This is a genomic window from Embleya sp. NPDC005971 (assembly GCF_040629175.1).
GTDB lineage: Bacteria > Actinomycetota > Actinomycetes > Streptomycetales > Streptomycetaceae > Embleya.
Window position 1 is genome coordinate 20,951 of sequence record NZ_JBEXUX010000062.1, and the last position, 21,861, is coordinate 42,811.

The 21,861-nt window shown below is 71.3% G+C and carries 21 protein-coding genes; 13 read left to right on the top strand and 8 right to left on the bottom strand.

The window, feature by feature from the left end; translation table 11 throughout:
* Positions 1-72: 72 nt before the first annotated feature.
* Positions 73-2,085 carry an ABC transporter ATP-binding protein gene (locus tag ABZ374_RS37670; protein WP_360320227.1) on the bottom strand — a complete coding sequence of 671 codons (2,013 nt, stop codon included), beginning with the start codon at positions 2,083-2,085 and terminating at the stop codon, positions 73-75.
* A gap of 404 nt (positions 2,086-2,489) precedes the next feature.
* Between ABZ374_RS37670 and ABZ374_RS37675 the strand changes: the two genes are divergently transcribed.
* Together ABZ374_RS37675 and ABZ374_RS37680 are read left to right on the top strand one after the other, a co-directional pair.
* The gene (locus tag ABZ374_RS37675) at positions 2,490-2,906 is read left to right on the top strand and encodes an SHOCT domain-containing protein (RefSeq protein ID WP_360320230.1); all 417 of its coding nucleotides are present in this window, start codon (positions 2,490-2,492) and stop codon (positions 2,904-2,906) included.
* Between the two features lie 221 nt (positions 2,907-3,127).
* The gene (locus tag ABZ374_RS37680) at positions 3,128-3,967 is read left to right on the top strand and encodes a ferritin-like domain-containing protein (RefSeq protein WP_360320233.1); all 840 of its coding nucleotides are present in this window, start codon (positions 3,128-3,130) and stop codon (positions 3,965-3,967) included.
* On the opposite strand, the gene ABZ374_RS37685 is transcribed toward ABZ374_RS37680, so the two are convergent.
* The gene (locus ABZ374_RS37685) at positions 3,894-4,829 is read right to left on the bottom strand and encodes a methyltransferase domain-containing protein (RefSeq protein WP_360320236.1); all 936 of its coding nucleotides are present in this window, start codon (positions 4,827-4,829) and stop codon (positions 3,894-3,896) included. The two genes, ABZ374_RS37680 and ABZ374_RS37685, sit on opposite strands and share 74 nt — an antisense overlap.
* 262 nt (positions 4,830-5,091) lie before the next feature.
* Here ABZ374_RS37685 and ABZ374_RS37690 point away from each other — a divergent pair, with 262 nt between their 5' ends.
* The 3 genes from ABZ374_RS37690 (at position 5,092) to uppS (ending at position 9,118) form a co-directional block, all read left to right on the top strand.
* Positions 5,092-6,600 carry an MFS transporter gene (locus ABZ374_RS37690; protein WP_360320239.1) on the top strand — a complete coding sequence of 503 codons (1,509 nt, stop codon included), beginning with the start codon at positions 5,092-5,094 and terminating at the stop codon, positions 6,598-6,600.
* 45 nt (positions 6,601-6,645) lie between these two features.
* Positions 6,646-6,942, top strand: a complete 297-nt coding sequence (locus ABZ374_RS37695; protein ID WP_360320242.1) for a hypothetical protein — start codon at positions 6,646-6,648, stop codon at positions 6,940-6,942.
* Between the two features lie 280 nt (positions 6,943-7,222).
* A complete protein-coding gene (gene uppS, locus ABZ374_RS37700; RefSeq protein WP_360320245.1) occupies positions 7,223-9,118 on the top strand; it encodes a polyprenyl diphosphate synthase in 1,896 nt (631 codons plus the stop codon).
* 45 nt (positions 9,119-9,163) lie between these two features.
* Here uppS and ABZ374_RS37705 read toward each other — a convergent pair whose 3' ends face one another.
* From ABZ374_RS37705 to ABZ374_RS37715, 3 genes are all read right to left on the bottom strand, one after another.
* Positions 9,164-10,084, bottom strand: coding sequence for an ornithine cyclodeaminase family protein (locus ABZ374_RS37705; RefSeq protein WP_360320248.1), 921 nt, complete (start codon positions 10,082-10,084; stop codon positions 9,164-9,166).
* The gene (locus ABZ374_RS37710; RefSeq protein WP_360320251.1) at positions 10,081-11,118 is read right to left on the bottom strand and encodes a proline racemase family protein; all 1,038 of its coding nucleotides are present in this window, start codon (positions 11,116-11,118) and stop codon (positions 10,081-10,083) included. The genes ABZ374_RS37705 and ABZ374_RS37710 overlap by 4 nt, the downstream gene beginning before the upstream one ends.
* Before the next feature lie 242 nt (positions 11,119-11,360).
* Positions 11,361-11,882, bottom strand: a complete 522-nt coding sequence (locus tag ABZ374_RS37715; RefSeq protein ID WP_360320254.1) for a flavoprotein — start codon at positions 11,880-11,882, stop codon at positions 11,361-11,363.
* Positions 11,883-12,167: 285 nt separating this feature from the next.
* On the opposite strand from ABZ374_RS37715, the gene bla reads away from it, so the two are divergent.
* Positions 12,168-13,064, top strand: a complete 897-nt coding sequence (bla, locus tag ABZ374_RS37720; protein WP_360320257.1) for a class A beta-lactamase — start codon at positions 12,168-12,170, stop codon at positions 13,062-13,064.
* A gap of 46 nt (positions 13,065-13,110) precedes the next feature.
* Here the strand turns inward: bla and msrA are convergent, their stop codons facing one another.
* Complete coding sequence (gene msrA, locus ABZ374_RS37725; protein WP_360320260.1) at positions 13,111-13,686, bottom strand: peptide-methionine (S)-S-oxide reductase MsrA; 576 nt, start codon at positions 13,684-13,686, stop codon at positions 13,111-13,113.
* Between the two features lie 203 nt (positions 13,687-13,889).
* Here msrA and ABZ374_RS37730 point away from each other — a divergent pair, with 203 nt between their 5' ends.
* The 6 genes from ABZ374_RS37730 to ABZ374_RS37755 all read left to right on the top strand — a co-directional run bounded on the left by ABZ374_RS37730 (position 13,890) and on the right by ABZ374_RS37755 (position 18,837).
* Entirely contained in the window at positions 13,890-14,672 is a 783-nt protein-coding gene (locus ABZ374_RS37730; RefSeq protein WP_360320263.1) for an acyl carrier protein, read from the top strand.
* 450 nt (positions 14,673-15,122) lie between these two features.
* The gene (locus ABZ374_RS37735) at positions 15,123-15,641 is read left to right on the top strand and encodes a hypothetical protein (protein ID WP_360320266.1); all 519 of its coding nucleotides are present in this window, start codon (positions 15,123-15,125) and stop codon (positions 15,639-15,641) included.
* Positions 15,642-15,776: 135 nt separating this feature from the next.
* A complete protein-coding gene (locus tag ABZ374_RS37740; protein WP_360320269.1) occupies positions 15,777-16,574 on the top strand; it encodes a hypothetical protein in 798 nt (265 codons plus the stop codon).
* 111 nt (positions 16,575-16,685) lie between these two features.
* Positions 16,686-17,204: a MarR family transcriptional regulator gene (locus tag ABZ374_RS37745; protein ID WP_360320272.1), complete on the top strand. Its 519-nt coding sequence runs from the start codon at positions 16,686-16,688 to the stop codon at positions 17,202-17,204.
* A gap of 84 nt (positions 17,205-17,288) precedes the next feature.
* Positions 17,289-17,807, top strand: a complete 519-nt coding sequence (locus ABZ374_RS37750; RefSeq protein WP_360320275.1) for a hypothetical protein — start codon at positions 17,289-17,291, stop codon at positions 17,805-17,807.
* Between the two features lie 175 nt (positions 17,808-17,982).
* Positions 17,983-18,837 carry an NmrA family NAD(P)-binding protein gene (locus tag ABZ374_RS37755; protein WP_360320278.1) on the top strand — a complete coding sequence of 285 codons (855 nt, stop codon included), beginning with the start codon at positions 17,983-17,985 and terminating at the stop codon, positions 18,835-18,837.
* A gap of 29 nt (positions 18,838-18,866) precedes the next feature.
* Here ABZ374_RS37755 and ABZ374_RS37760 read toward each other — a convergent pair whose 3' ends face one another.
* Positions 18,867-19,367 carry a MarR family transcriptional regulator gene (locus tag ABZ374_RS37760; protein ID WP_360320281.1) on the bottom strand — a complete coding sequence of 167 codons (501 nt, stop codon included), beginning with the start codon at positions 19,365-19,367 and terminating at the stop codon, positions 18,867-18,869.
* Between the two features lie 92 nt (positions 19,368-19,459).
* Here ABZ374_RS37760 and ABZ374_RS37765 point away from each other — a divergent pair, with 92 nt between their 5' ends.
* The gene (locus ABZ374_RS37765; RefSeq protein ID WP_360320284.1) at positions 19,460-20,419 is read left to right on the top strand and encodes an EamA family transporter; all 960 of its coding nucleotides are present in this window, start codon (positions 19,460-19,462) and stop codon (positions 20,417-20,419) included.
* On the opposite strand, the gene ABZ374_RS37770 is transcribed toward ABZ374_RS37765, so the two are convergent.
* Positions 20,397-21,833 (bottom strand): erythromycin esterase family protein, encoded by a 1,437-nt coding sequence (locus tag ABZ374_RS37770; RefSeq protein WP_360320287.1) that lies wholly within the window; start codon positions 21,831-21,833, stop codon positions 20,397-20,399. The two genes, ABZ374_RS37765 and ABZ374_RS37770, sit on opposite strands and share 23 nt — an antisense overlap.
* Positions 21,834-21,861 lie beyond the last annotated feature (28 nt).

Consider the following 21,861-nt stretch of genomic DNA (forward strand, 5'->3'; position numbering starts at 1 on the left):
CGCGGCACCGTTCCCCCGCCGGCCTTCGCCCGACCACCCGCCCCGTTCCCGACTCCCACGCCGGAACCGCGGTCAGGACGGCGGCTCGGCCTTCGGGTGGTCCTGGCGGTACTGGTCGGCCTGGATCCGGTACATCCCGGCGTACCGGCCCTCGGCGGCCATCAGCTCCTCGTGCGTGCCCGACTCCGCGACGCGGCCGCGGTCGAGCACGTGGATGTGGTCGGCGCGGCGCACCGAGGCCAGCCGGTGGGTGATCAGGACGACGGTGACCCCGTCGCGCACGAGTTCGCGCATCCGGGTGAACGCCTCGTGTTCGGCGTGCGCGTCCAGCGCGGCGGTGGGTTCGTCGAAGACGACCACGTGGGCGTTGCGGAATCGGGCCCGGGCCAGGGCCAGGCGTTGCCATTGGCCGCCGGACAGTTCGACACCGCCGTCGTAGGTCTGGTCCAGGAGCGTGTCCCATCCCCGGGGCAGCTCGTCGGTCACCTTGTGCGCCTGGGCGTAGTCGGACGCCTGTTGGAACAGCACCGGGTCCGGGCCCGCCGCGATGTCGGGGCGGCCCATCACGACGTTGGCTCGGGCGGTGAGGTCCCAGCGGGCGAAGTCCTGTTGCACGAGGCCGATGTGCTCGAACCACGCGGTGCGGTCGGCCTCGCGGATGTCCACGCCGTCCCACAACACGTGCCCGGCACAGGGCAGGTACAGGCCGGCCAGGATCTTGGCGAGCGTGGACTTGCCCGAACCGTTCTCGCCGGCCAGGGCGATCACCTTGCCCCGGGGCAGGGTCAGCGTCACGTCCTCCAGGGCGGGCCGGTCGCGGCCCGGATAGGTGAAGGACACGTTGCGCACCTCGATCGTCGTCGGCGGACCGAGCGCGGCACCGGTGTCGGGGATGGCGTGGGCGTCGGCGATGGCGCAGACCTGTTCGAGGTCGTTGAGCCACAGGGCCTGGGCGTAGAGGTTGTTGATCGCCCGGACCAGCGCGGCGAGGTTGGTGGTGCCGGTCCGGATGGCCAGCACCGCCGTACCCGAGGTCGCCAGGCCGGCGTGGCCGTTGAGCACGAGCCACGCGAGCGTCGCGTAGGTGATGGCCGACGCGACCCCGGAGAGTCCCGAGGTGAGCAGGTCGGTCGTGGCGTCCGCGCGGGCCAGTCGGGTCTGCTCCGCCTCGGAACAGCGCGCCATGACGCGGTAGTGGTGCAGCAGGTAGGCCCCGGCGCCGTGGACCCGGATCTCCTGGCCGGTGCCGTGGTGCGACAACGAATAGGCGATCTCGGTCTGCTGGCGACTGTGGTTCGTCCAGGCCAGCACGGAGCGATACCGGCGGCGCGCCGAGTGCACCGTCCCCCACCCCTGCGGCACGATGATCAGTACCAGGAGCGGCAACAACAGCGGGTGCAGGACGGCCAGCACCGCACCGACGGCGACCAGCGACACCAGGGCGTTCACGACCTGCACGCCGTAGGTGATCATCTGGCGGCTCGCGTTGGTCCCGTAGCGGGCCGTGCTCAGCAGTTTCTTGAACTCGGGATCCTCGATCCTGGTCATCTCCACCCGGATGACCCGCTCCAGGAGTTCGACCTCCGCGGCGCGTTCGACCTTGGGTTCCAGTCGGCCGGTGGCGGCCGTGGAGCCGGCCCGCAACAGCGCCCCGACACAGCCGAGAATCGCCACGGTCAACAGGGCCGGCGCGGCGGAGCGAACCCGATCCGGTGTCGGCCCGGCGGCGAACAACTCCAGCAGGATGCGATTGGTCGCCAACAAACCGAACGCGGCCGTCAGCCCCTGGCCGATCTCGGCGACCACCACCACGATCAGCGCCGCGCGGTCGGCCTGCCACCCCAGCCGAAAGGATCGGCCGACCAGTCGCGGCAGCCGCCGCAGCGTCCCCAGGAAGGACAACTCCGAGGCCCGGCGCCATCGTTGCGCTCCGGACCAGGCGGGGGTGAGGCTGCCCCCGAACAGGGTGGCCGCGGTGTCCTCTCCCGCCGCCCGCGCGGCGTCGTCCGCGGCCCGGCGTCGCTCGCCGCGCACCCGCCGGCGCAACGGGCGGGCCGAATACGGCTGTCGGGTCTCCTCGGCCATCTGCGTCCCTCGATCGTCTCGTCGCCGGGTCCGCCCCGGCGAGGGTACGGACTGAACATGCTGTGCCGTGTTCGGTGCACACCGGGAGAGCGCGCGAGGGGCGTATTTGTGAGCGTTCGACGCGATCCATGCCGGCCGGCCGGTCGGCGACGGACGGGAGAGCATGACACTGTGCACTCGAATGCCCGCACACCGTGATATTCGGGGTTCGTTTCCCTGCCCGAATACGCCCCGCACCCGCTCTCGACGTGCCGACCCCGAAGGCAGGTGCTAATCCTGGAATTGGTGCTGCGCGTCGCGGCACCGCGTGGCGGCCCGGCCGTCCGGCGAATCGGGGTCCGGATGTCGACGGTGCCGGTCACGGCTTCGGTGCCGGTCACGGCTTCGCGAAGACTGGAGTTCCCGTGGACGACTATCCGCTGTTGAACCTGTTCTGGACGATGATGTGGCTCTTCCTCTGGGTGTTGTGGTTCTTCCTGTTGTTCAAGGTGATCACCGACATCTTCCGGAGCCACGACCTGAGCGGTTGGGCGAAGGCGGGCTGGCTCATCCTCGCGATGGTGCTGCCCTACGTCGGTGTCCTGATCTATCTCGTCGTTCGGGGCCGTTCGATGAGCAGTCGCGACGTCGCACAGGCCCAAGAGAACGAGGCCGCCTTCAAGGCGTACGTCCGCGACGCCGCCGGCACGCCGAGCGCGGCGAACATGGCCAACGCACCGGCGAGTCCCGTCGACCAACTCGCCAAGCTCGCCGACCTCAAGAACAACGGCGCCATCTCCGACGCCGAGTTCCAACAGGCGAAGCAGAAACTGTTGACCTGAGCCGGCGGCACCCCGACCACCCGACCCGCGCCGAACCCCCACCGGGCGCGGGCCGGGTGGTCGGGCACCGGCCCCCGGTGCGCTGCGGCCCGGTCCGCAGGCCGGTGCGCAACTCCCGGACTTTGCCCGGAGCGACAACCATCCCGCCCGGCGCCGCGTCCTCCGCAACACGCGGTATCCGGCCGCATCGGCACGTGTCGTGGCATCCAGGGGGAGATCTCATGTCACCGATCGCAGATCCACCGAGCACGGACCACAGCCGCTGGTTGCGCGACTTCCGGGCGGCGGCCCGAGCACGCGCCGCCGCCGGGGATCCCCGGTGGACGAACGGCGCCCGCCTGCTCCCGGCCCTGGTCCGCAGCATCCAACGCTTCCAGGTCGGCGAGGGCAGCGACGGCCGGGTCCTGATCGCGAAGGCCGCCGCGGACGGCGACGACGTCTACACCGCGACGATCCGGCTGTTCGTGGCCGAGGAACAAGACCACGCCCGGTTGCTGGCACACCTGCTCGCCGCGGCCGGCGAAGACACCATCCCCGGCCACTGGTCCGACGCGGTCTTTCGCCGGCTGCGCCGCTCGCTCGGCCTGCGCCTGGAGTTGATGGTGCTGATGGTCGCCGAGGTGATCGCGCTGCCCTACTACGGCGCGCTCCGCGACGGCGTCGACGATCCGCTCGCCGCCGAGGTCGCCGCCCGCATCCTCGCCGACGAGGAACGCCACGTCCCGTTCCATTGCGACTTCCTGCGCGCCTCGTTGGCCGACCTGGCGCGCCCGACCCGAGCGGTCGCCGTCGCCGGCTGGTGGGTGATCGCCGCGGGCGCGACCGCGGTGGTCGTGCACGACCACGGCCCGGCGCTCACGGTGCTCGGTACGACCCGCCGCGGATTCGCCGGGCAGGTGGCCGGGCACTTCCGCGCCGTCGTCCGGGAGACCCGGGTCGACACGCGGATCCGCCCGCGGCCCGGCGCGGATCTACCGGGGCCGACGGCTACCGAAGGCCCGGCGCCCGCTTCCCCGATCCCCGGTCGGCCGATGGCGGCGCGGGGACGCGTCGGCCGGTGATCCGGACGCCGCCGACACCGCCGCCGGCCAGCAGGTCGACCATGAGGTCGTAGAAGGCCAGCAGCCCGTGGGCGAGTTCGGCTCCGTGCCGGCGGGTCTGCTCCGACAGATCGGCGCGGAAGCGGTCGGCACGGTCGCGGACCCAGTCGGTCCACGGCTCGGTGGCATCGCGCCACGTGGTCACCTGCAGGCCGGCTGCGGCCAGGTCCGCTCGATAGCGCGCCGCTTCGGGGAGGTCGGGACAACTGACGCCGTCGCGCAGCAGGCGACGCTCGGCGTCGGTGAGCGGGCGTCGGGCGTAGAAGTCCTCGATGTAGAACGTCGCGCCGTCGGCGAGGGCGTCGGCGCAGACCCGCAGGAGCCGCTCGCGTTCGGGGATGTGCAGGAACGCCAACAGGGACAGCAGGTGGTCGTAGCCGGGGGTGAGCGAGGCGGTGAGGATGTCGGCGTGCACCAGGTCGACGCGCTCGTGCAGCCCGGTGCGTTCGGTGAGTCGGGTGCTCAACCGGTGCAGCGGCTCGCGCAGTTCCACGCCGGTGACCCGGCACCGGTGCTGCTCGGCCAGGTAGCGGGCGGGGCCGCCGAGGCCGGAGCCGACGTCCAGCACCCGGGCGCCCGGGCGCAGCGCCAGTTCGGCCGCCGCGTGGTCCAACGCCTGCGTGCCGAGGTAGTGAAGTTGGTCGTACGCGCTCAGGTCCGCCACCCGCAGTGGGCCGGGCCGGTCGAGCAGGACGGCGAGTTCGTTGTGCGGGCGGTCCGGGGCGTAGAGCGTGGCGTCCATCGGCGGGGGCGGCGAGCCGGAGCCTCGCGCACCGTCCGGGGCGTCCGAGCCGTCCGAGCCGGACGCGAAGGTGATGTCCATCGAGCTCTCACTCTCGTGGTACGGCACCGATCATGCGGGGCCTCGGAGCTTCCGGGCTTGGTAACGCTGCGCAATTGTATGCACATGAAGAGTTATATATAGGGCATTTCGCCGCTGCGACGACACCAGCCCGCTTCCGCGCGGTCCCGTACCGATCCCGCGCCGATCCCGCGTGCTCACCGCAACAGGCCGATCTTGCAAGGGGTTTCCCACCCCGATGCCCGGGCAGCCGCGAGAACGACATGATCGGAGGACGCCCACGATGCCCACCAAGACGACGCCCGCCGGCAACACACCGGCCGAACCGACGACCTTCGCCACCGATGTCCCGGCCCGCCTGGACCGATTGCCGTGGTCGTTCTGGCACTGGCGCATCCTGATCGGTCTCGGCACCGTGTGGATCCTCGACGGTCTGGAAGTCACCGTGGTCGGCAACGTCGCCGGCCGGTTGTCCGAACCGGACAGCGGGCTCGACATCACCGCGGCTCAGGTCACCGGTCCCGGCGCCGCGATGTACGTCGCGGGAGCGTGTGTGGGTGCGTTGTTCTTCGCCTGGCTGACCGATCGATTCGGCCGCAAGAAGTTGTTCATGGTCACGCTCGCCGTCTACCTCGTCGGCACCGCGCTGACCGCGCTGTCCGTCCAGGCGTGGATGTTCTTCCTCTTCCGGTTCGTCACCGGACTGGGCATCGGCGGCGAGTACGCGGCGATCAACTCCGCCATCGACGAGTTGATGCCGGCCCGCTACCGAGGGCGGGTCGACCTGGCCGTCAACGGCACCTACTGGGCCGGAGCCGCCGGCGGCGCACTGCTGTCCGTGCTGATGCTCGACACCGCGCTCTTCCCGGCCGACCTCGGTTGGCGGCTGACCTTCGCGCTCGGCGTCGTGCTCGGCCTGGTCATCCTGTTGGTGCGTCGACACGTCCCCGAGTCGCCGCGCTGGCTCTACCTGCACGGCCGAGGCGAGCAGGCCGAGGAGTTGGTCGCCGACGTCGAGCGGAAGGTGGAGGCCGAAACCTCCAAGGACACCGGCGAGCGTCGCACGTTGCCCGAAGCGCACGGCGAACTGACCATCGACCCGAGCAAGGCCACCGGTCTGGGCGCCATCGCCCGCAGTGTGGTCCGCGACCATCCGCGCCGTTCGACACTGAGTCTGTCGCTGTTCATCGGGCAGGCGTTCCTCTACAACGCCATCACCTTCGGCTTCGCGTCGATCCTGGAGACCTTCTACGACGTGCCCGGCAACCGCACCGGCTACTACTTCGCCGTCATCGCGGTCGGCAACCTGCTCGGCCCACTGCTGCTCGGCCCGCTGTTCGACTCGCTCGGACGACGCGTAATGATCACCTCGACCTACGTCGGCAGTGCCCTCGCACTCTTCGCCACCGCCTGGCTGTTCGGGGCCGGCCACCTGAACGCGACCACGCTGACCGCGTGTTGGTGTGTCGTGCTCTTCCTCGCCTCGACCGGCGCGAGCAGTGCCTATCTGACCGTTTCCGAGATCTTCCCGATGGAGGCGCGCGCCTCGGCCATCGCACTGTTCTACGCGGTCGGCACCGCGGCGGGCGGCATCTCCGGCCCGCTGGTCTTCTCCGACCTGACCGAGTCCGGCGACGTCGGCGACACCGTCCTCGCCTTCTGCATCGGCGCCGGCCTGATGCTCGCCGCGGGCATCGTCGCCGGATTCCTCGCCGTCGACGCCGAACGCCGCTCGCTGGAGGACATCGCCCCACCGCTCTCCTCCGTCGACCGCAACTCGACAAGCGGCTGAACCGACCACGCGCCGGCGGGATCGGGCACGGCGACGCAGACTCGAATGATGGAAATCCACCAGGCCCACGGGCACCTCACGATCCCCGGTCACGGCGACTTCGAGGTCGGGCTCGACCTGTTCGACTGGCCGGTCGACGGTGACGTGCTGCCGCGCCCGTGGAGTGCCATCATCGACAACGGCCCGGTCCTGGCCGCCGGCACCGAAGGTCTCCTGCGCCTGAGCACCGAGCCCGACACCGTCGGTCACCCGTTCGTGGTCATCGCGAGCGGAGAGCACGTCGCCCGGATCGGGGCGCGCGAAGGACATGCGAGCGGCACGGGGTGGTTCGGTCCCCCGTGACCCGCCACGCATCACCCGTTCGGCCCTGGTGACGTCACCCCTGCGAGGCATCTTCGACCCATCCGCGTGACACGGTGCGCGGCCGGCCGGTTGTCTCTTCCCGTGTTCGGGCGACGTATCAACGCCGCGTCGTAGCAGGGGTATTGCCCGGATCGGGGAGGATCCGGGTCGAACCCGGGCGGGGTCCGCGTGGTCTCCGCTCCGCCGTGCGGGGAGTGCCCGTCCCACACCGACGTGCCCGCCGCACGGCGGATACCATCCCGTCCGGCCGAGGAGTCCCATGACCCGACCCCGCTCCGTCCACCGCGCGGCCGGGATCGACGACCCGCGTCTCGTCGAAGCCTACGAAGCGTGCCGCACGGCGATCCGCAAGGCGGGCGGGACCGAGTACCGGACCTCCCATCTGATGCCGCCGGCGTTACGACCGGCGCTGTGGGCGATCTACGCGGCCGGCCGGGTGATGGACGACCTCGCCGACACCGGCGATCCCACCGGCCGCAAGGCACGGTTCGACGCCTGGACCGCCGCGTTCCACGACGACCTGCGGCGCGGCGACAGCGCGGATCCGGTACGCCGGGCCCTGGTGCACACGATGCGGACGTGGGACCTGCCGACCGACGGCCTGACGGCGGCCCTCGCCGCGACCCGCGCGGACATCGACGGGCGCACCCATCCCACCTGGGCCGCGTGGAGCGCCTACTCCCAGGCCGTCAACACCTCCTTCTTCGCCCAGGGCGCGGCGTTGTTGGCCGCCGCGGGCCTGTATCTGCCGCTGCGGTTGCGCTATCTGGAGGCCGCGCGGCAGTGGGTGGACGCACTGAGCATCGTCGACAACCTGGAGGACCTCGCCGAGGACCTCGCCCAGGGTCGGATCACCATGCCGATGGAGGTGCTCACCGAACACGCCCTCACGGCGGCGGACCTCACCGGCGCGGCCGAGCGCGCGGCACGAAAACGCGGGCCGGGCAAGGCTCCGGACGGTGGGCCGGACGCGTCCGTCGAAGCCCTGATCGGCCGGCTGGTCGCCCGGGCCCGACAGTGGCTCGCCCAGCCCGAGTTGTTCCACGAACTGCCCCCCGCGCTCGCGGTGGTGGCACGCGCGGTGACCGACCTGGCCCGGCTGCGCCTGGACCGGGTCGAACACACCGGGATCGGGCTGCTGCGCCACCGGCCCCGGCTGCCCCGAATCGCCACCGAGCGCATCCTCCTGCCCGCCCGGCTGAAGGCCCACATCGCCTGGCGGTTCCTCACGCCGATCGCCCCGGCGCGTGCTCGACCCGACGGCGCGACTCGGCGCCCGCCGACCCCGGCCGGGTTGCTCCCGGCGCCGCGCTCCGACGCTCCGGTGCCTGCGCGGCCGCACTCCTCCGGGGTACACCCGCCGATCTGGCCCGCGGAGCGGCTCCCCCGGCATGTGGCCGTCGTGATGGACGGCAACGGCCGCTGGGCCACCGACCGGGGCCTGCCGCGTACCGAAGGCCACCGCGCGGGCGGCAGGTCGATGCAGGACGTGGTCCACGGCGCCCTGGAAGTCGGCCTGCGGCACCTGACCCTCTACGCCTTCTCCACCGAGAACTGGCGCCGCCGTCCCGAGGAGATCGACGGCCTGCTCGCGCTGGTACGCGACGACATGATCGAGGAGACCGTGCTCGACCACGACATCCGGGTGCGCTGGGCCGGTTCCGCCGAAGGCTTGCCCCAGGACGTGCTGGAAAAGCTGGTCCGCCTGGAACACGGCACCGGCAAGCGCACCGGGCTGACCCTGACCCTGTGCGTCAACTACGGCGGCCGGATCGAACTCGCCCAAGCCGCCGCTTCGTTGGCCCGTGCCGCCGTCGCGGGCCGGCTCGACCCGGCGCACATCTCCGAGCGCGTGTTCGCCGCCCACCTGGCCCTGCCCGACCTGCCGGACGTCGACCTGCTGTGGCGCACCGGAGGCGAACAACGCACCTCGAACCTGCTGCCCTGGCACGCCGCCTACGCCGAACTCGCCTTCACCGACACCCGCTGGCCGGACATCGACCGCCGCGACCTGTGGCAAGCCCTCACGACCTACACCACCCGCACCCGCAACTTCGGCACGATCCCCGGCCGATCCCCCCACGGCCCCGACCCGACCCGCCCCGCACCACCCGGCGGCCCCGGCACCGGCGGGCCTCAGCCGCCCCGCCGGTAGCGGGGTCGACCAAGGCACGCCCCCGGGGTCACCTCGGAGCGGCGCTCAGGGTCGGTGACGGCGGTGGAGTTCGACGGCGACGGCCAGATCCTCCCAAGACATGCCCACGCTCTTGAACAGGCGGGGTCGGTCGTCGGGGACGGTCGCCCGGCCGTGCACCAACTCCGCGAGGTTGGTCGGGCCGGGCCCCCCGTGGAAGAGGTCGTCCCAGCCGGCGGCCAGCAGGTCCCCGGCTTCCCGGATCGCGGCGGCTCGGGCCTCGACGTAGACGGCGGAACGACGCACCAGCGTACCGTCCACCTCGCGCGCGGCCGGTTCGTGCGAGCCCACCGCCGCCACCGCCGCGTGCGCCGGCACCAGGGCACCGTCGAACAGCGGATCACGGGCCGTCGTGGCGCACACCACGATGTCGGCGTCGGCCACGGCGTCCGGCTTGCCGACCGTCGCCGTGAGACCCAGGGTGCGGGCGTGGTCGGCCAGTGCCCGGGCCGGGCCGGCGCTGCGGGCGACCACGGTGAGCCGGGTCAGCGGACGGATGGCGAGCATCGCGTCCAGGTGGCCGTACGCCTGCGGGCCGGTACCGAACAGCACCAGGTGCGCGGCGTCCGGGACCGCGAGGCGGCGCAGGGCGACGGCGGTGACGGCGGGGGTGCGCACGGCGGTGAGCGCGGCGCCGTCGAACAGGGCCAGCGGCCGGAGGGTGGGTCCGTCCAGCAACAGATAGCTGCCGGTGATGCGCGGCAGGCCCCTGGCCGGGTTGCCGGCGGCCACTCCGGCGATCTTGACGCCCACGTGCGACGGTCCGGCCGCGGGCATCAGCAGCAGTTCGCCGGCCGGTACGGCGACGCTCGATCGCGGCGGGACACCTTCGGGGTCCAGCCCCGCCAGGAGTGCGCGCTCGATCGCCTCCATCGCCTCGGTCGGCGTCGAGGTGACCGCGATCGTGGGGAGTTCGTCCGCCGTCACAGGAGGAATCCCGTTCCGAGGGTGTCGTCGGCATCGAGGATGAAGCGATGTTCGCCGGTGCGCCGGGCCGTGCCGGTGACCTCGGTGATCACGCCGGTGGGCTGCGTCCCGACGACCTTGCCGGTGAAGACCGTGCCGATGACGGATTCGTGGCGCAGTTCGTCGTCCGGTCCGATCAGACCGCTGTCGGCGAGCAGGGCCAGCCGGGCGGAGGTCCCCGAGCCGCAGGGGGATCGGTCGATCTGTCCGTCCGCGAACACGGTGACGTTGCGCTGATTGGGGCCCGCCGGGGTGGCCGGGAGGTCCTCGTACAGGATGACGCCGTAGACGCCGGAGAGTCGAGGATCGGCCGGGTGCCGGGTGGCGGGTTCGTCCGCGAGGGCGGCGCGGATCTCCCGGCCGATCGCGGTGATTTCGGGGAGCCGGTCCGGGGTGACGGTGAGGCCGAGCGAGGCCGCGGAGACCGACGCGTAGCACGCCCCGGAGTGGGCGAGGTCGACACGCACGAGACCGCGGGAGGTGGCCACCGGGATCTGCCGGGCGCCGATGGCGGTGGGCACGTTGCGAAAGGTCACCGAGGTGGTACGGCCGGCCCGGCGGTGGACGATGGCGGTGACCCGGCCGGAGGGCACGTCGATGTACACCCGCGCCGAACCGTCCGCAGGAGCCGCGACCAGCCCCGACTCGACGGCCCAGGCCCCGAGCGCGATGGTGCCGTGGCCACAGGCGGTGGAGTAACCGTCCTTGTGCCAGAACAACACCCCCAGATGCGCCTCGTTGTCGTCCGGCGGCACCACGAACCCGCCGTACATCCCGCCGTGGCCGCGCGGTTCATGGGTGAGCAGCCGCCGCACGTCGTCCAACGGCCCCGGCCGCGGCGCGGTGGCACTGCCCCCCACCCCGATCGCGATCGCACGACGCTCCGCGACGGTGTCCCCGGCGATGGCCGGCAACCCCCGCGACACGATCCGAAACGGTTCCCCCGCCGTGTGGTAGTCGACGGTCTCGACGACCGTCCCCTCCCCGGCGCTCAACGCCCGGCCCCCATACGGCCCACAACCGTCAGGTCAACAGTGCTCATACAAACGCCTTCCATGGCAGCGAGTGCCCATTCGACGAACGAACCCCCGCCGACAGCGAGACAACGTCAGATCCAATAAGGTGTGACATTGTACTGACTGTCACAGACCCCCCGCAAGCCCCCTCTCTCCCGAGGCGCTCGGAGCCCCGGCGTCCTGCGTCTCGGGACCGGACGAGGGCGGTCCGGCGATGCCCGCTACCCGGTGGCGGGCAGGCGGTCGACCACCGTCGACCAGTCGAGGGCGCCGTGGCCACTCGGTGATGCGCCGTGCTCGTCGAGGACCAGGTCGACGCCGGATGTCCTGAGCGTCTCCAGACTTCGAGCGGACGCCGGATGCGCCGCGAGAGCGCCCTTGAACCAGGGCACGGCGACGATCGGGATCCCCACGCCCAGCGCCTCGTTCAGCGTGCCGAGAGCCACGTTGTCCGAGATCCCCAGGGCCCACTTGTTCAAGGTGTTGAACGTCAGGGGATACGCGAGCAACGCGTCCGGATCGGGGAACGGCCGCGGATCGTCGGGGCCGCGCTCGCGCGTGCGCACCGGTCGGCCTGCGGCGTCGGCCAGTTCGTCGAGGCTTGCGTCGAGCCACGTGGCGGCAATGGGCGTGAGCGTGAGGCACACGTCCCAGCCCAGCCCACGAACGACCCGTACCGAATTCACGAGTTCGCGCACGGGAGGGGCGGCGCAGCCCACGATCTGCAACACACGATCGGTCATACGGCGAGCCTACGAGCACGCATCCGCCCTGCCCGCCGTTCGTGCCGTCGGCACGACCGAGTGTCGCCGTCGACGTCGGCGAAACCCGCACCGACGACGCCCGGTTCCGGGGACACCGACCCTGCCGGACGCCTCGTCGTCGTCCTCTTGCGTCTTCGGGGGAAGGGCCCGTCGGCCCGATGGCGACGTCCGTGGAGTCGAATGGGTTTGCGGGTGGGCGGATCGGCGTATGGATGGTTGGGTTGCATGATCGGATGGGCTTCGGGCGAACAGAGGGGAACGGGCATGGAGTTGCGGCCGAGTCGGCGTGGGGTGCTGGGCGGGGTTGTCGGGGCGGCGTTCGGGGTTGTGCTTGCCGGTGGCGGGAGGGCCGTCGCGGGCACGGGGGTTGCCGGGCGGCTGAGGGCTCTGGAGCGGGCGCATGCCGCGCGGTTGGGGGTCTTCGCGTGGGACACGGGGACGGGCGAGACCGTGGTGTACCGCGCGGACGAGTTGTTCCCGATGTGTTCGACGTTCAAGACGATCGCCGTGGCCGCGGTGCTCCGCGACCTCGATCGGGACGGGGAGTTCCTCGCCACGCGCATTCGCTACACCGATCGGGACGTCACCGAGTCGGGCTACGCGCCGATCACCGGCCTGCCCGAGAACCTCGCCCATGGCATGCTCGTCGCCGACCTGTGCGCCGCCGCCATCACCCACAGCGACAACACCGCGGCGAACCTCCTGCTGCGCGAACTCGGCGGCCCGAGCGCGGTCACCCGCTTCTGCCGCTCCGTCGGCGACGAGGTGACCCGCCTCGACCGCTGGGAGCCCAAGCTGAACTCGGCGGAGCCCGGTCGCGTGACCGACACCTCCAGCCCACGCGCGATCGGCCGCACCTACGCCCGGCTCGCCGTGGGGCACGCACTCGAAGCACGCGACCGCGAGCGGCTGACCGGTTGGCTGCTCGGCAACACCACCGGCGGCAACCGCCTGCGGGCGGGGCTGCCCGCGGACTGGACCGTCGCGGACAAGACCGGCACCGGCGGCTACGGCACCACCAACGACGTGGGCATCGTCCGGCCGCCCGGCCGGGACCCGATCGTGATCGCGGTCCTGGCCGGCAAGCACGACGCCGCCGCGCCCGCCGACGAGCCGTTGATCGCCGCCACCGCCGAGACGGTGGCAGCCGTACTCGGGTGACTCCGCCGGGCCGAACCGCACGGAACCGCGCCGCACCACGGCGTGCTCAGTCGACCTTCAGCCCCAGTGTGCGCAACTTCGGCTCGATTACCACCCGGCAGTACGGCTCGAAACGATGCTTGTTGTAGAAGTCCTGCTGGTCGGATTCCGCCTCGATGAACTGCCCGTACGACCGCAGGTCGGTCACGATATCCCGGCCCAGTTGTTGCCGTACCGAATCCATGACCTTCTCGGAACGCACACGCTGTTCCTCGTCGGCGTAGAAGATCGTCGAGTGGTAGATGGAGCCATGATCCGCGCCGCTCTGGTTGGGCGTGGTGGGGTCATGGCTCTGGAAGAAGAAGATCAATACTTCTTCGAACGAGATCTCGCCCGGCCGGAAGGTGAGTTGCACGGCCTCGACGAATTTCTGCGGGTTGAGCCCATGACGGATGTACGCCTCGTAGTCGGGCAGCGGACCGTTGTCCCCGGCGTAGCCCGCCACGCTCGACACGATCCCGGGGGTTCGGCGCGCCACCGCATCGAATGACCAGAAACAACCGGGCCCGAGCGTCAACGTCTCGATATCACCGTCATTGGCATCGTTGCCGTTATTGCCGTCTTCGGACATTGCCTCGACCATCGCCGTCCTCCCCCGAAACCATCTCCATATTCTGCGCTGCACAGTAGCAGGATCGAACCTTTCGGTTACAGACCGGAATCCAATTCCTCGCTTCGCCACACCGCGTTGCCGTGCCGAGCGCGGCACGACACCCAATCGTTGTTTGGCGTGGACACGATCATGAGACCCTGGACTTGGACCACCCGAGAACCCGGGAGTACGAGGTGACCACCACGGAGAAGGCCGTCATCGCGGCCGCGGCGAACCTGGCCTGGGTGAGCGTGCGCGACATCACCGGGGCGACGAACCTGGAAGCCGACCTCGGGTTCGACTCGATCCAGAAGGCGGAACTGCTCTTCAACCTGGAAGGGGAGCACGGCGTCGTTCTCACCACCAGGAACGACCTGGACACGATCGGGGACATCACGGCGGCCATCGACGCCGCTCACCCGATCCGGCTGCGCGACCTGGACTTCTACGCCGGCGTCGCCACCCGCCGCGCCGTCTTCGAAGGCGGTCCGGGAATCGACTCGGGGCCGACGGACTGGGAGGCGGCCCTGGGCGCGGACCATCTCGACGATGTTGCCGGCGAGGGCCTGCTGCGACGGGACTACGGACTGCTGGAGATCGACTTCTCGCGGGACTCCCGAGGCCGGATGGCGTGCTTCGGCTTCGGCGTCGAGATCCACCGCCTGGCCCACCGCCCGTCCGCCGAGGCCGTGCCGCCGTCGCTCTCCCGGCGGTACGGGACCTTCGCGCCGCGCATGGCTTTCGAGGAACTGCGCGTCGCCGTCCAGGACTTGGGATATCGGATCGAACTCGAAGACGAGGCACCGGACATGCACCGGTACCGCGTGCCGGGCTCCGGTACCCGCATCCACGTCATCGCGGACACCGACCCGTATGGATCGGGCCCCGACCCGGACGAACCGATCGACCCGGACGACCCACGCGTCGGCGACCTGTGGTCCCTGAGCGTCTCCCCGAGCCGGTGGGGACCGGAGTAGGCAACCCGAACGACCACGCGCCCGCGCCGGATTCCCCGACGGAGCTCGCGATCGGCGCCTCCCCCGTCGCGCTCCCCGATTGACGCGGCGGGCTCGGATGCGCCGTCGATGCGCCGCTACCGATCTCGGTGGAACCGGTGCCAGGCTCTCGCGCATGACCGTGCGCGAGTTCCGGCGCAGAAGAAGCGCCGCACGGGGCAACCGGGCGGATCCGGGATTCGTGTTCAGGTAGGGGCCACCGTGCCCGGCGCCCACGCACTCCCCGACCGCGGCCCGCCCCGGGCGGCGATCGCCGCTCTGCTCGGCAACGTGCCGTCGGGATCACACTCCTCGCCGGTATGGGTCTCGTCGTTCCCCGTGTTGTCCCGGATCGGGTACCGCCCGGCGGGCGATCCGCCGCCGGAGTCCGCACACCGCCTTCCGCGAAGGCCGTCCATTCAGGAGAGTTCCGTGAACCCCAACGACAGGCACATCGATCAGATCCTCGGTGCCCAGGCTGCCGGGGCCCTCGTCAACGCGTGGATCGACGCCTTCATGACCGACGATCTCCTCAGCCGCGATGCCGCCACGCGGGTGGCGTGCGAGCGACTCGCCGACGGTTCGCCCTGGTTGATCGCCGAACCCGGGCAAACCTGGTGCCTACGCGAGGACTTCACTCCCACGTCCGACTTCTCTCCGGGGCTGGTCCGGGTGCTGGACGTGCGCCGTGCCGTCGACCTCCGTCCGCACGAGGGCACCGCGGCCGTCCTGCTCGGCGACGTCGAACACGACCCCGGCCACCCCATCGGCTGGATGGACCTGTCCGACTTCGACATCCTCTACGCCCTCCACGGCTGGCCACAACCGCGCTCGACGACACCGGACGCCGGCCCCACCGACCCCACCGCAAAAGGCGGTTCGACGACCGAAGCACCGCACCGACGCCGTCGGGAATTCGACTGCGGCCTGCGCGATCAGGGCATCGAATGACGGCTCCACATCCGGCCACGGATGGCCGGATCCCCTGGTGAGCAGGGGACTTGGCGCAAAACCTACCTGCGGGGCATTCGCTGATAGTGATTGGCTGACTTCCGTCCGTCAGCGCGCTGAGGTGGGGAGTCACGCGTGATCATTCAGCTGTACGGCGAGTGGACCGGGCGTTCGGACACCGTCGCCGGATACGAGAAGGCGGTGGCCGGCTGTCCGAGCCTGGCCTACCGACACCGCGAGCATGTCGCCGCCGGTGGGCGCAAGTTCGAACATACGATGGTCGACAAGGGCCTCGCCCTCTACATCGACGTCCCGCACCACCTGCTCGGCTTCGACGATTCCGGCGCCCGTGGCATCGCCGAGATCAAGCCGAACAACTGGGACGGCGGCTTCCTGACCTTCGAGGTGGGCGGTGGCAGGCATTGGACCGACGGCCTCGTCACCGCGCCCGAATCGGTGTTGTGGCAGGCGATTCACGCCTACTGGAGCGTCAAGGTGCCCGAATACGAAGGCGCTTCCGCGCGGGAGCGGCAGGCGTATCGCCGGGGGCGGCTGCCCTCGGCGACGAAGGGAGTACCCACCATCGAGGACCTGTCCGGCCTGATCGACTACAACCGGTGTCGACAGTCCGGTCCGGTGCTGGTGGCCAAGGGCTGGAGCATGGAGTTCGAGGAACCCGACGGCCGCGGCGAAGAGTTGCCCTTCCTGGTCGCGTTGTCCGACCCGCTGCGCCATCCCGCCCCGCTCACCGGCCCGTACGGCTCCGGCGGCGACCGGGACGAGACGGCGCGCCTGGAGCGGATCAGGAATCAGGACTCACCGATGCGCATGGGCCGGCGCCGGTGGCCCCGCCCGGGCCGACGCGGTCGACCGCCGAGAGGACACGCGTTCGACCACGGACGCATCGACCCGGGCCGCTCGCTCGCACGGTGACCGCGCCGACCCGACCCGCCGCCACGGCTCTCGGCGCCGGGTCGGGTCGGCGTGCTTCGGATCGGCGCGGGTCGGGTTGACCCGAATGTAGTTAGGTGCCATATTAGTTTTATGGCAACGGACGATCTCGACAACGAGTCACCCACGCTGGAGCAGGCCAAGCGGCAGTTGGCGCACTACGACCTCGGGGTCGACCCGCAGGCGGTGCTCGTCGCGGTGCGGCTGATCTCGGCGGGGGCCCGACTGGGTCGGGCCACCGAGGTGCACTTCGCCAGGTACGGGTTGTCGACCGGGCGATACCGGCTGCTGGCGGACCTGGAGGACCACGACGGGGAGAAGTCCCCCTCGCGGCTGGCGGCGGACCTCGGCGTTTCGCGGGCCACGGTGACCGGACTGGTCGACGGGCTGGAGCGCGAGGGCCTGGTCGCCCGACGGGCGTCCGCGGAGGACGGCCGGGGTGCCGTGGTGGTGCTGACCGCTCGCGGTGCGCAGCGGTTGCGCGACATGGCGCCCGAGCATTTCGCCCGACTCCAGGAGATGGTCGGCGAACTCACCGTCGACGAGCGAGCGACGTTCCTGGATCTGCTCTCCCGGGTCGTCCGGGGCATCGGAGCCCTGACCGCGGAGTAGTCCGCACCGCCCCTGGGTGCGGACAGTTTTTATACCCCAATAGTTAGCCTCCTAAGTACAAACTCGAAAGTTGGTCATCTTCCCATGTCACGACTCACCCCGTCGATCCCGCGCGAAAACGGAACAGAGGTCACCGTGCCCCGAGGAAACGACACCGCCGCAGGTCGCCGCGCCGCTCGCCCGTTCGTCCTGTGGCGTGAGGTGCTGGTCGCCTATCTCGCCCCGGCGCTGATGGCCGGCGCCGGCGGAGTCATCGGCGGGCAGAGCGAGTTGACCGTGGCGGCCTGCACCTCCATCGCCGGGACCTCGGCCGTGGTGGCACTGCTGATCGGCGGTTGGCTGCAACGTCGCAGGGGTCCGCGCCCGTGGACCACGGCCCTGCCGCGCGTCGTCATGACCGTGCTGTTCGCCGTCGGCGCGGCTGCGATCGCCGGGCTCCTCGGGTGGTTCGCCTCGCAATGGCTGCCCGCGCACACCGCCGTGCCCGATACCCCGTGGATCACTCGCCTGCGGATCGATCTGCCGCTGTCGGCCGCCCTCGCCGCGAGCATCGTCACCTGGCGCTGGCGCGGGGCACAACGAGCCCACCCGTCGCAGCCGTGACCCGCCCGTCCACACCACCCGCGCCACATCCACCACGCGCGCCGGTGGCAGACCCGGCGCCCGGCACACCCACCGACCCAACGCACGCGACACCCAACGCCCAACACACATCACCAGTCACCACTCCCCGGGACCACCCCGGGGCAGGACCGAAAGGCACCCGATGATCGTCGTCATGGGAGCGTCCGGAACCACCGGCGGCGCACTGCTGCACAGCCTCGCCGCGCAGGGCGTGCCGAGCAGGGCGCTGACCCGCGACCCGGACCGGCTGCGGGCCCGGTTCGGCGACCCGGCCGGCCGAGTGGTCGAGGTCGTGTCCGCCGACGCCGCGCACGTCGACTCGTTGCGCGCCGCCTTCAAGGGCGCCCGGCAACTCTTCCTCGCCATGGCCAACGGCCCGACGCAGGTCGAGCTGGAAAAGCGGGTCGTCGACACGGCGGCCGACAGCGGCATCGAGCACATCGTCAAGATCTCCGCGCCGGCCGCCGAACCCGACTCCCCGGTGGCGGTCTCGCGCGGGCATCACGCCGTCGAGGAACACCTGCGCGCGTCCGGCCTCGCCCACACCGTGCTCCGCCCCTACGCGTTCATGCAGAACCTGCTGCTCCTGGCGCCGGCGGTGGCCGCGCAGGGAGTCGTCCTGGGCGCGATGCGGGACGCCCCGTGCAACTGGGTCGACTGCCGCGACATCGGCGACGTCGCCGCGGCGGCGCTGACCCGCCCCGAGATCGCCGGCGGCACCCATGTCCTCACCGGCAGCGAGGCGGCCGGCTACGGCGACCTCGCCGAAACCCTCACCCGCCTGCTCGGCCGCGACGTCCGCTACGTGGACCTGCCCCCGCACGAACTGCGGGAAAGCCTGATCCACCGCGGCCAGTTGCCCCCGTGGCTGGCCGAACACGTGGTGGAGATCCAGCAACTCGCCGTGTCCCGCCCGGAATCCCCCACCGACACGGTCGCCCGCATCCTGGGCCGCGCCCCGCGCACCCTGGACGCCTTCCTGGACGAAAACCTGGCCCGCTTCCGCTGACCCCCCGGTAGCGCGCCGAGCACCGCCCGCTAGGCGGACGGGCCGTCGCCCAGGCCGAGCAGGAGCTTGCGGAGCAGGGTGGCCAGTTGTTCCCGCTCGGTGGTGGTCAGCGGCGTCAGGAGTTCGTTTTCGAGGGCCACGTGACCGACCAGGATGTCGTCGACGAGTTCGCGACCCTGGTCGGTCAGGGTGACCAGGACGCAGCGCCGGTTGCCGGGATCGGTCTCCCGGGTCACCAGACCTCGGTCGACCAATCGGTCGATGCGATTGGTGATCGCGCCGGAGGTGACCATGGACGCTTCCACGATGGCCCCGGTGGTCAGCCGGAAGGGCGGCCCGGCCCGGCGCAGTGTGCCCAGCACGTCGAACTCCCACAGTTGCAGGCCATGGGTGCCGAAGTTGTGCCCGAGTTCGCGGTCCAGGAAGCGGGAGGCGCGCTGGATCCGGCCGACCACGCCCATCGGCGAGGGGTCGATGTCGGGCCGCTCGACTCTCCATTGGTCCAGCCGCCAGTCGACGTTGTCCCGCACGGCACTCCTCAACGTTGAACTGTTTGACCTGATGCTAACAGGAGTACTACCGTCCCCCAACGTTGAACAGTTCAATGTTGAAAGGACGGCGGATGACCCAGACCCGTGAGGTCGCCGGACCGGCTGCCGCCCGGACCTCCGCGCGCACCTGGGGGTTCACCGGCCTCGCGGCCCTGGCGCCGGCGACCTGGGGCACGACCTACCTGGTGACCACCGAATACCTGCCGCCGGGCGTACCGCTGGGAGCCGGCGTGATCCGCGCACTGCCGGCGGGCCTGCTCCTGCTCCTGATCTCCCGGACGTTGCCGCGCGGCGAGTGGTGGTGGCGCTCGGCCGTGTTGGGCGCGCTGAACATCGGGGCCCTGTTCGCCCTGTTGTTCGTCGCGGCCTACCGGCTGCCCAGTGGCGTCGCGGGCACGCTCAGCGCCGTACAACCGCTCCTGGTCGCGGGAATCGCCTTCGGGCTGCTCGGCGTTCGCCCCACGCGATGGCAACTCGGTTGGGGCGTGGCCGGCGTGCTCGGGGTCGGCCTGATCGTGCTTCGCGGGCAGATCTCCTTCGACGCGATCGGCATCCTGGCCGGCCTCGGCGGCGCCGCCTCGATGGCGGCCGGGTTGGTGCTGACCAAACGCTGGGGGCGTCCGCCGGACGCCGGCACCCTGGCCTTCACGAGCTGGCAACTCACCGCCGGCGGCCTGCTGCTCGCGCCCGTCGCGCTCGCCGTCGAGGGGCCGCCCCCGATACCGGACGCCGCGGCGCTGGGCGGATACGCCTGGCTGGCCCTGGTCGCCACGGCTCTCGCCCACTCGTTGTGGTTCCAGGGGCTGGGCCGACTCCCGGTGACGGCGGTCTCGTTCCTCACCCTGCTGTCCCCGGCGGTGGCCACCGCACTGGGTTGGCTGGTACTGGATCAGTCCCTGAGCCCGATCCAGAGCGTGGGTTTCGTGCTCGCCCTGACGTCGATCGTGGCCGCACAACTCACCCCCGACGCCGCCCGTTCCCTGATCCGCGGCGGATCCGACCGGCGGATCAGCGGTGGCGGGCGGCGCTGATGTGGTGGACGTGGACGAGGATGTCGTAGGTCGGGTGCAGGCGGGTGTTCTCGTACTCGTCGGCGGGCCAGGAGGCGCCGAGGTTGCGGGTGGGGTGGGCGGCGGCGAGCCAGGCGTGGGCGGGGCCGGCGGGCACGGCGCGGGTGTCGAGGTACCAGTCGCGTCGGGAGACCCGCGCCAGCACGTCCTCGCCGGCGTACGCGATCGCCGGCCCGATGTCGAAGCGACGCCAGGGCGTACCGGGGGCGTTCGCGTCCACGGCGTTGAACGACCCCTGGCCGAAGGTGAATCCGGCGTTGACGTAGCGGGCGCCGAGCTGCTCGCGCAGCAGTCGACCCTGGGTCTCGGGCCCACCGGCGGGCACCCGGGGCCGGGCGGCGACGTGGCCGTTGTGCGCGGACAGGAAGATCTTGGTGCCGGTGTGACGTTGCCACCACAGCGTGTTGTCGGCCATCACCCATTCGCGGTAGCGCGTCGCGGCCTCGACCTCGTCGGTGGTGTCGAACGCGAACAGCGTGGCGTTTCGGGCGATCACCGCGGCGTGCCGGAGCATCAGCTCGTGTTCGGCGGCGGCGGTGCCGGGCGGGCACGGTTCCAGGAGCGAGAGCACGCGGCGGGTGTCCGCACGCAGGCGGGCCCGATCGGCGAGGGGGCGGGCCAGTCGGGCGCGGATGGTCTCGTCCATGCGGGCCGCGGGCCGGGACTCGCGGTACAGCCGTTGCACCTCGGGCAGGAGATGCGGGCGGGTCCGGGCGACGTAGGCGGTCACGGTGTCGAACAGCGCGAGGTCGGCGTAGTCGGCGCCCGCCCCGGCCACCCGGACCGGGTCGTCGGGGTGGCGCACGTTCCAGGTGCGCATCCAGCGGAACAGATCACGCGTCTCGACGGTGTTCCACTGGCTGCTGCCGGCCTGGAACTCCTCGTCCATGATCGTCCTCAGGTGGCCGGTGCCGTGCCGCGCCCACGCGTCCAGGCGCACCCCGGCACCCCAGTGCACCGCGAACACGAAGCCGCGGAAGCCCCGGTGTTCGACCAGGTGGCGGAACAGCCGGTGCTTGATGGTGCAGAACTCGCTCGAACCGTGCGTGGCCTCGCCCACGCCGACCACGTCCGCGCCGCGGATCATCGTGTCGAACGGCTCCAGATCCGCCGTGGAACCGCCCGGGACGGTGCTGCCCAAGGGATACGCAAAGCGGGCCAGCGCACACGCCGGGTCACCGCGCGAGGCGGCGGTATCGGTGGGCGTCGCGGCCGAAGCGGCGCTGTGCGCGGGTCCGCCGGCGGCCGCGGCGGCCATGCACAACAACGGTCCGACCGGGCGCAGGCCCGGGATCGGGCGCGCTCGCGGCCCGTGCCGAGGTTCGACCGCCGGATCGTCGGCGTCATGAGGTGGGGGAAAATCATCCGATTTCATGACTCCGACGCTAGGTAATACACCCCAC

Excerpts from the sequence above, each read along its gene's own strand:
- uppS (WP_360320245.1), top strand. The coding sequence starts at position 7,223 with ATGACCCGACCCCGCTCCGTCCACCGCGCGGCCGGGATCGACGACCCG.
- ABZ374_RS37695 (WP_360320242.1), top strand. The coding sequence starts at position 6,646 with ATGATGGAAATCCACCAGGCCCACGGGCACCTCACGATCCCCGGTCAC.
- ABZ374_RS37745 (WP_360320272.1), top strand. The coding sequence starts at position 16,686 with ATGGCAACGGACGATCTCGACAACGAGTCACCCACGCTGGAGCAGGCC.
- ABZ374_RS37755 (WP_360320278.1), top strand. The coding sequence starts at position 17,983 with ATGGGAGCGTCCGGAACCACCGGCGGCGCACTGCTGCACAGCCTCGCC.
- bla (WP_360320257.1), top strand. The coding sequence starts at position 12,168 with ATGGAGTTGCGGCCGAGTCGGCGTGGGGTGCTGGGCGGGGTTGTCGGG.
- ABZ374_RS37750 (WP_360320275.1), top strand. The coding sequence starts at position 17,289 with ATGTCACGACTCACCCCGTCGATCCCGCGCGAAAACGGAACAGAGGTC.
- ABZ374_RS37715 (WP_360320254.1), bottom strand. The coding sequence starts at position 11,882 with ATGACCGATCGTGTGTTGCAGATCGTGGGCTGCGCCGCCCCTCCCGTG.
- ABZ374_RS37765 (WP_360320284.1), top strand. The coding sequence starts at position 19,460 with ATGACCCAGACCCGTGAGGTCGCCGGACCGGCTGCCGCCCGGACCTCC.
- ABZ374_RS37670 (WP_360320227.1), bottom strand. The coding sequence starts at position 2,085 with ATGGCCGAGGAGACCCGACAGCCGTATTCGGCCCGCCCGTTGCGCCGG.
- ABZ374_RS37685 (WP_360320236.1), bottom strand. The coding sequence starts at position 4,829 with ATGGACATCACCTTCGCGTCCGGCTCGGACGGCTCGGACGCCCCGGAC.
- ABZ374_RS37770 (WP_360320287.1), bottom strand. The coding sequence starts at position 21,833 with ATGAAATCGGATGATTTTCCCCCACCTCATGACGCCGACGATCCGGCG.
- ABZ374_RS37690 (WP_360320239.1), top strand. The coding sequence starts at position 5,092 with ATGCCCACCAAGACGACGCCCGCCGGCAACACACCGGCCGAACCGACG.
- ABZ374_RS37680 (WP_360320233.1), top strand. The coding sequence starts at position 3,128 with ATGTCACCGATCGCAGATCCACCGAGCACGGACCACAGCCGCTGGTTG.
- msrA (WP_360320260.1), bottom strand. The coding sequence starts at position 13,686 with ATGGTCGAGGCAATGTCCGAAGACGGCAATAACGGCAACGATGCCAAT.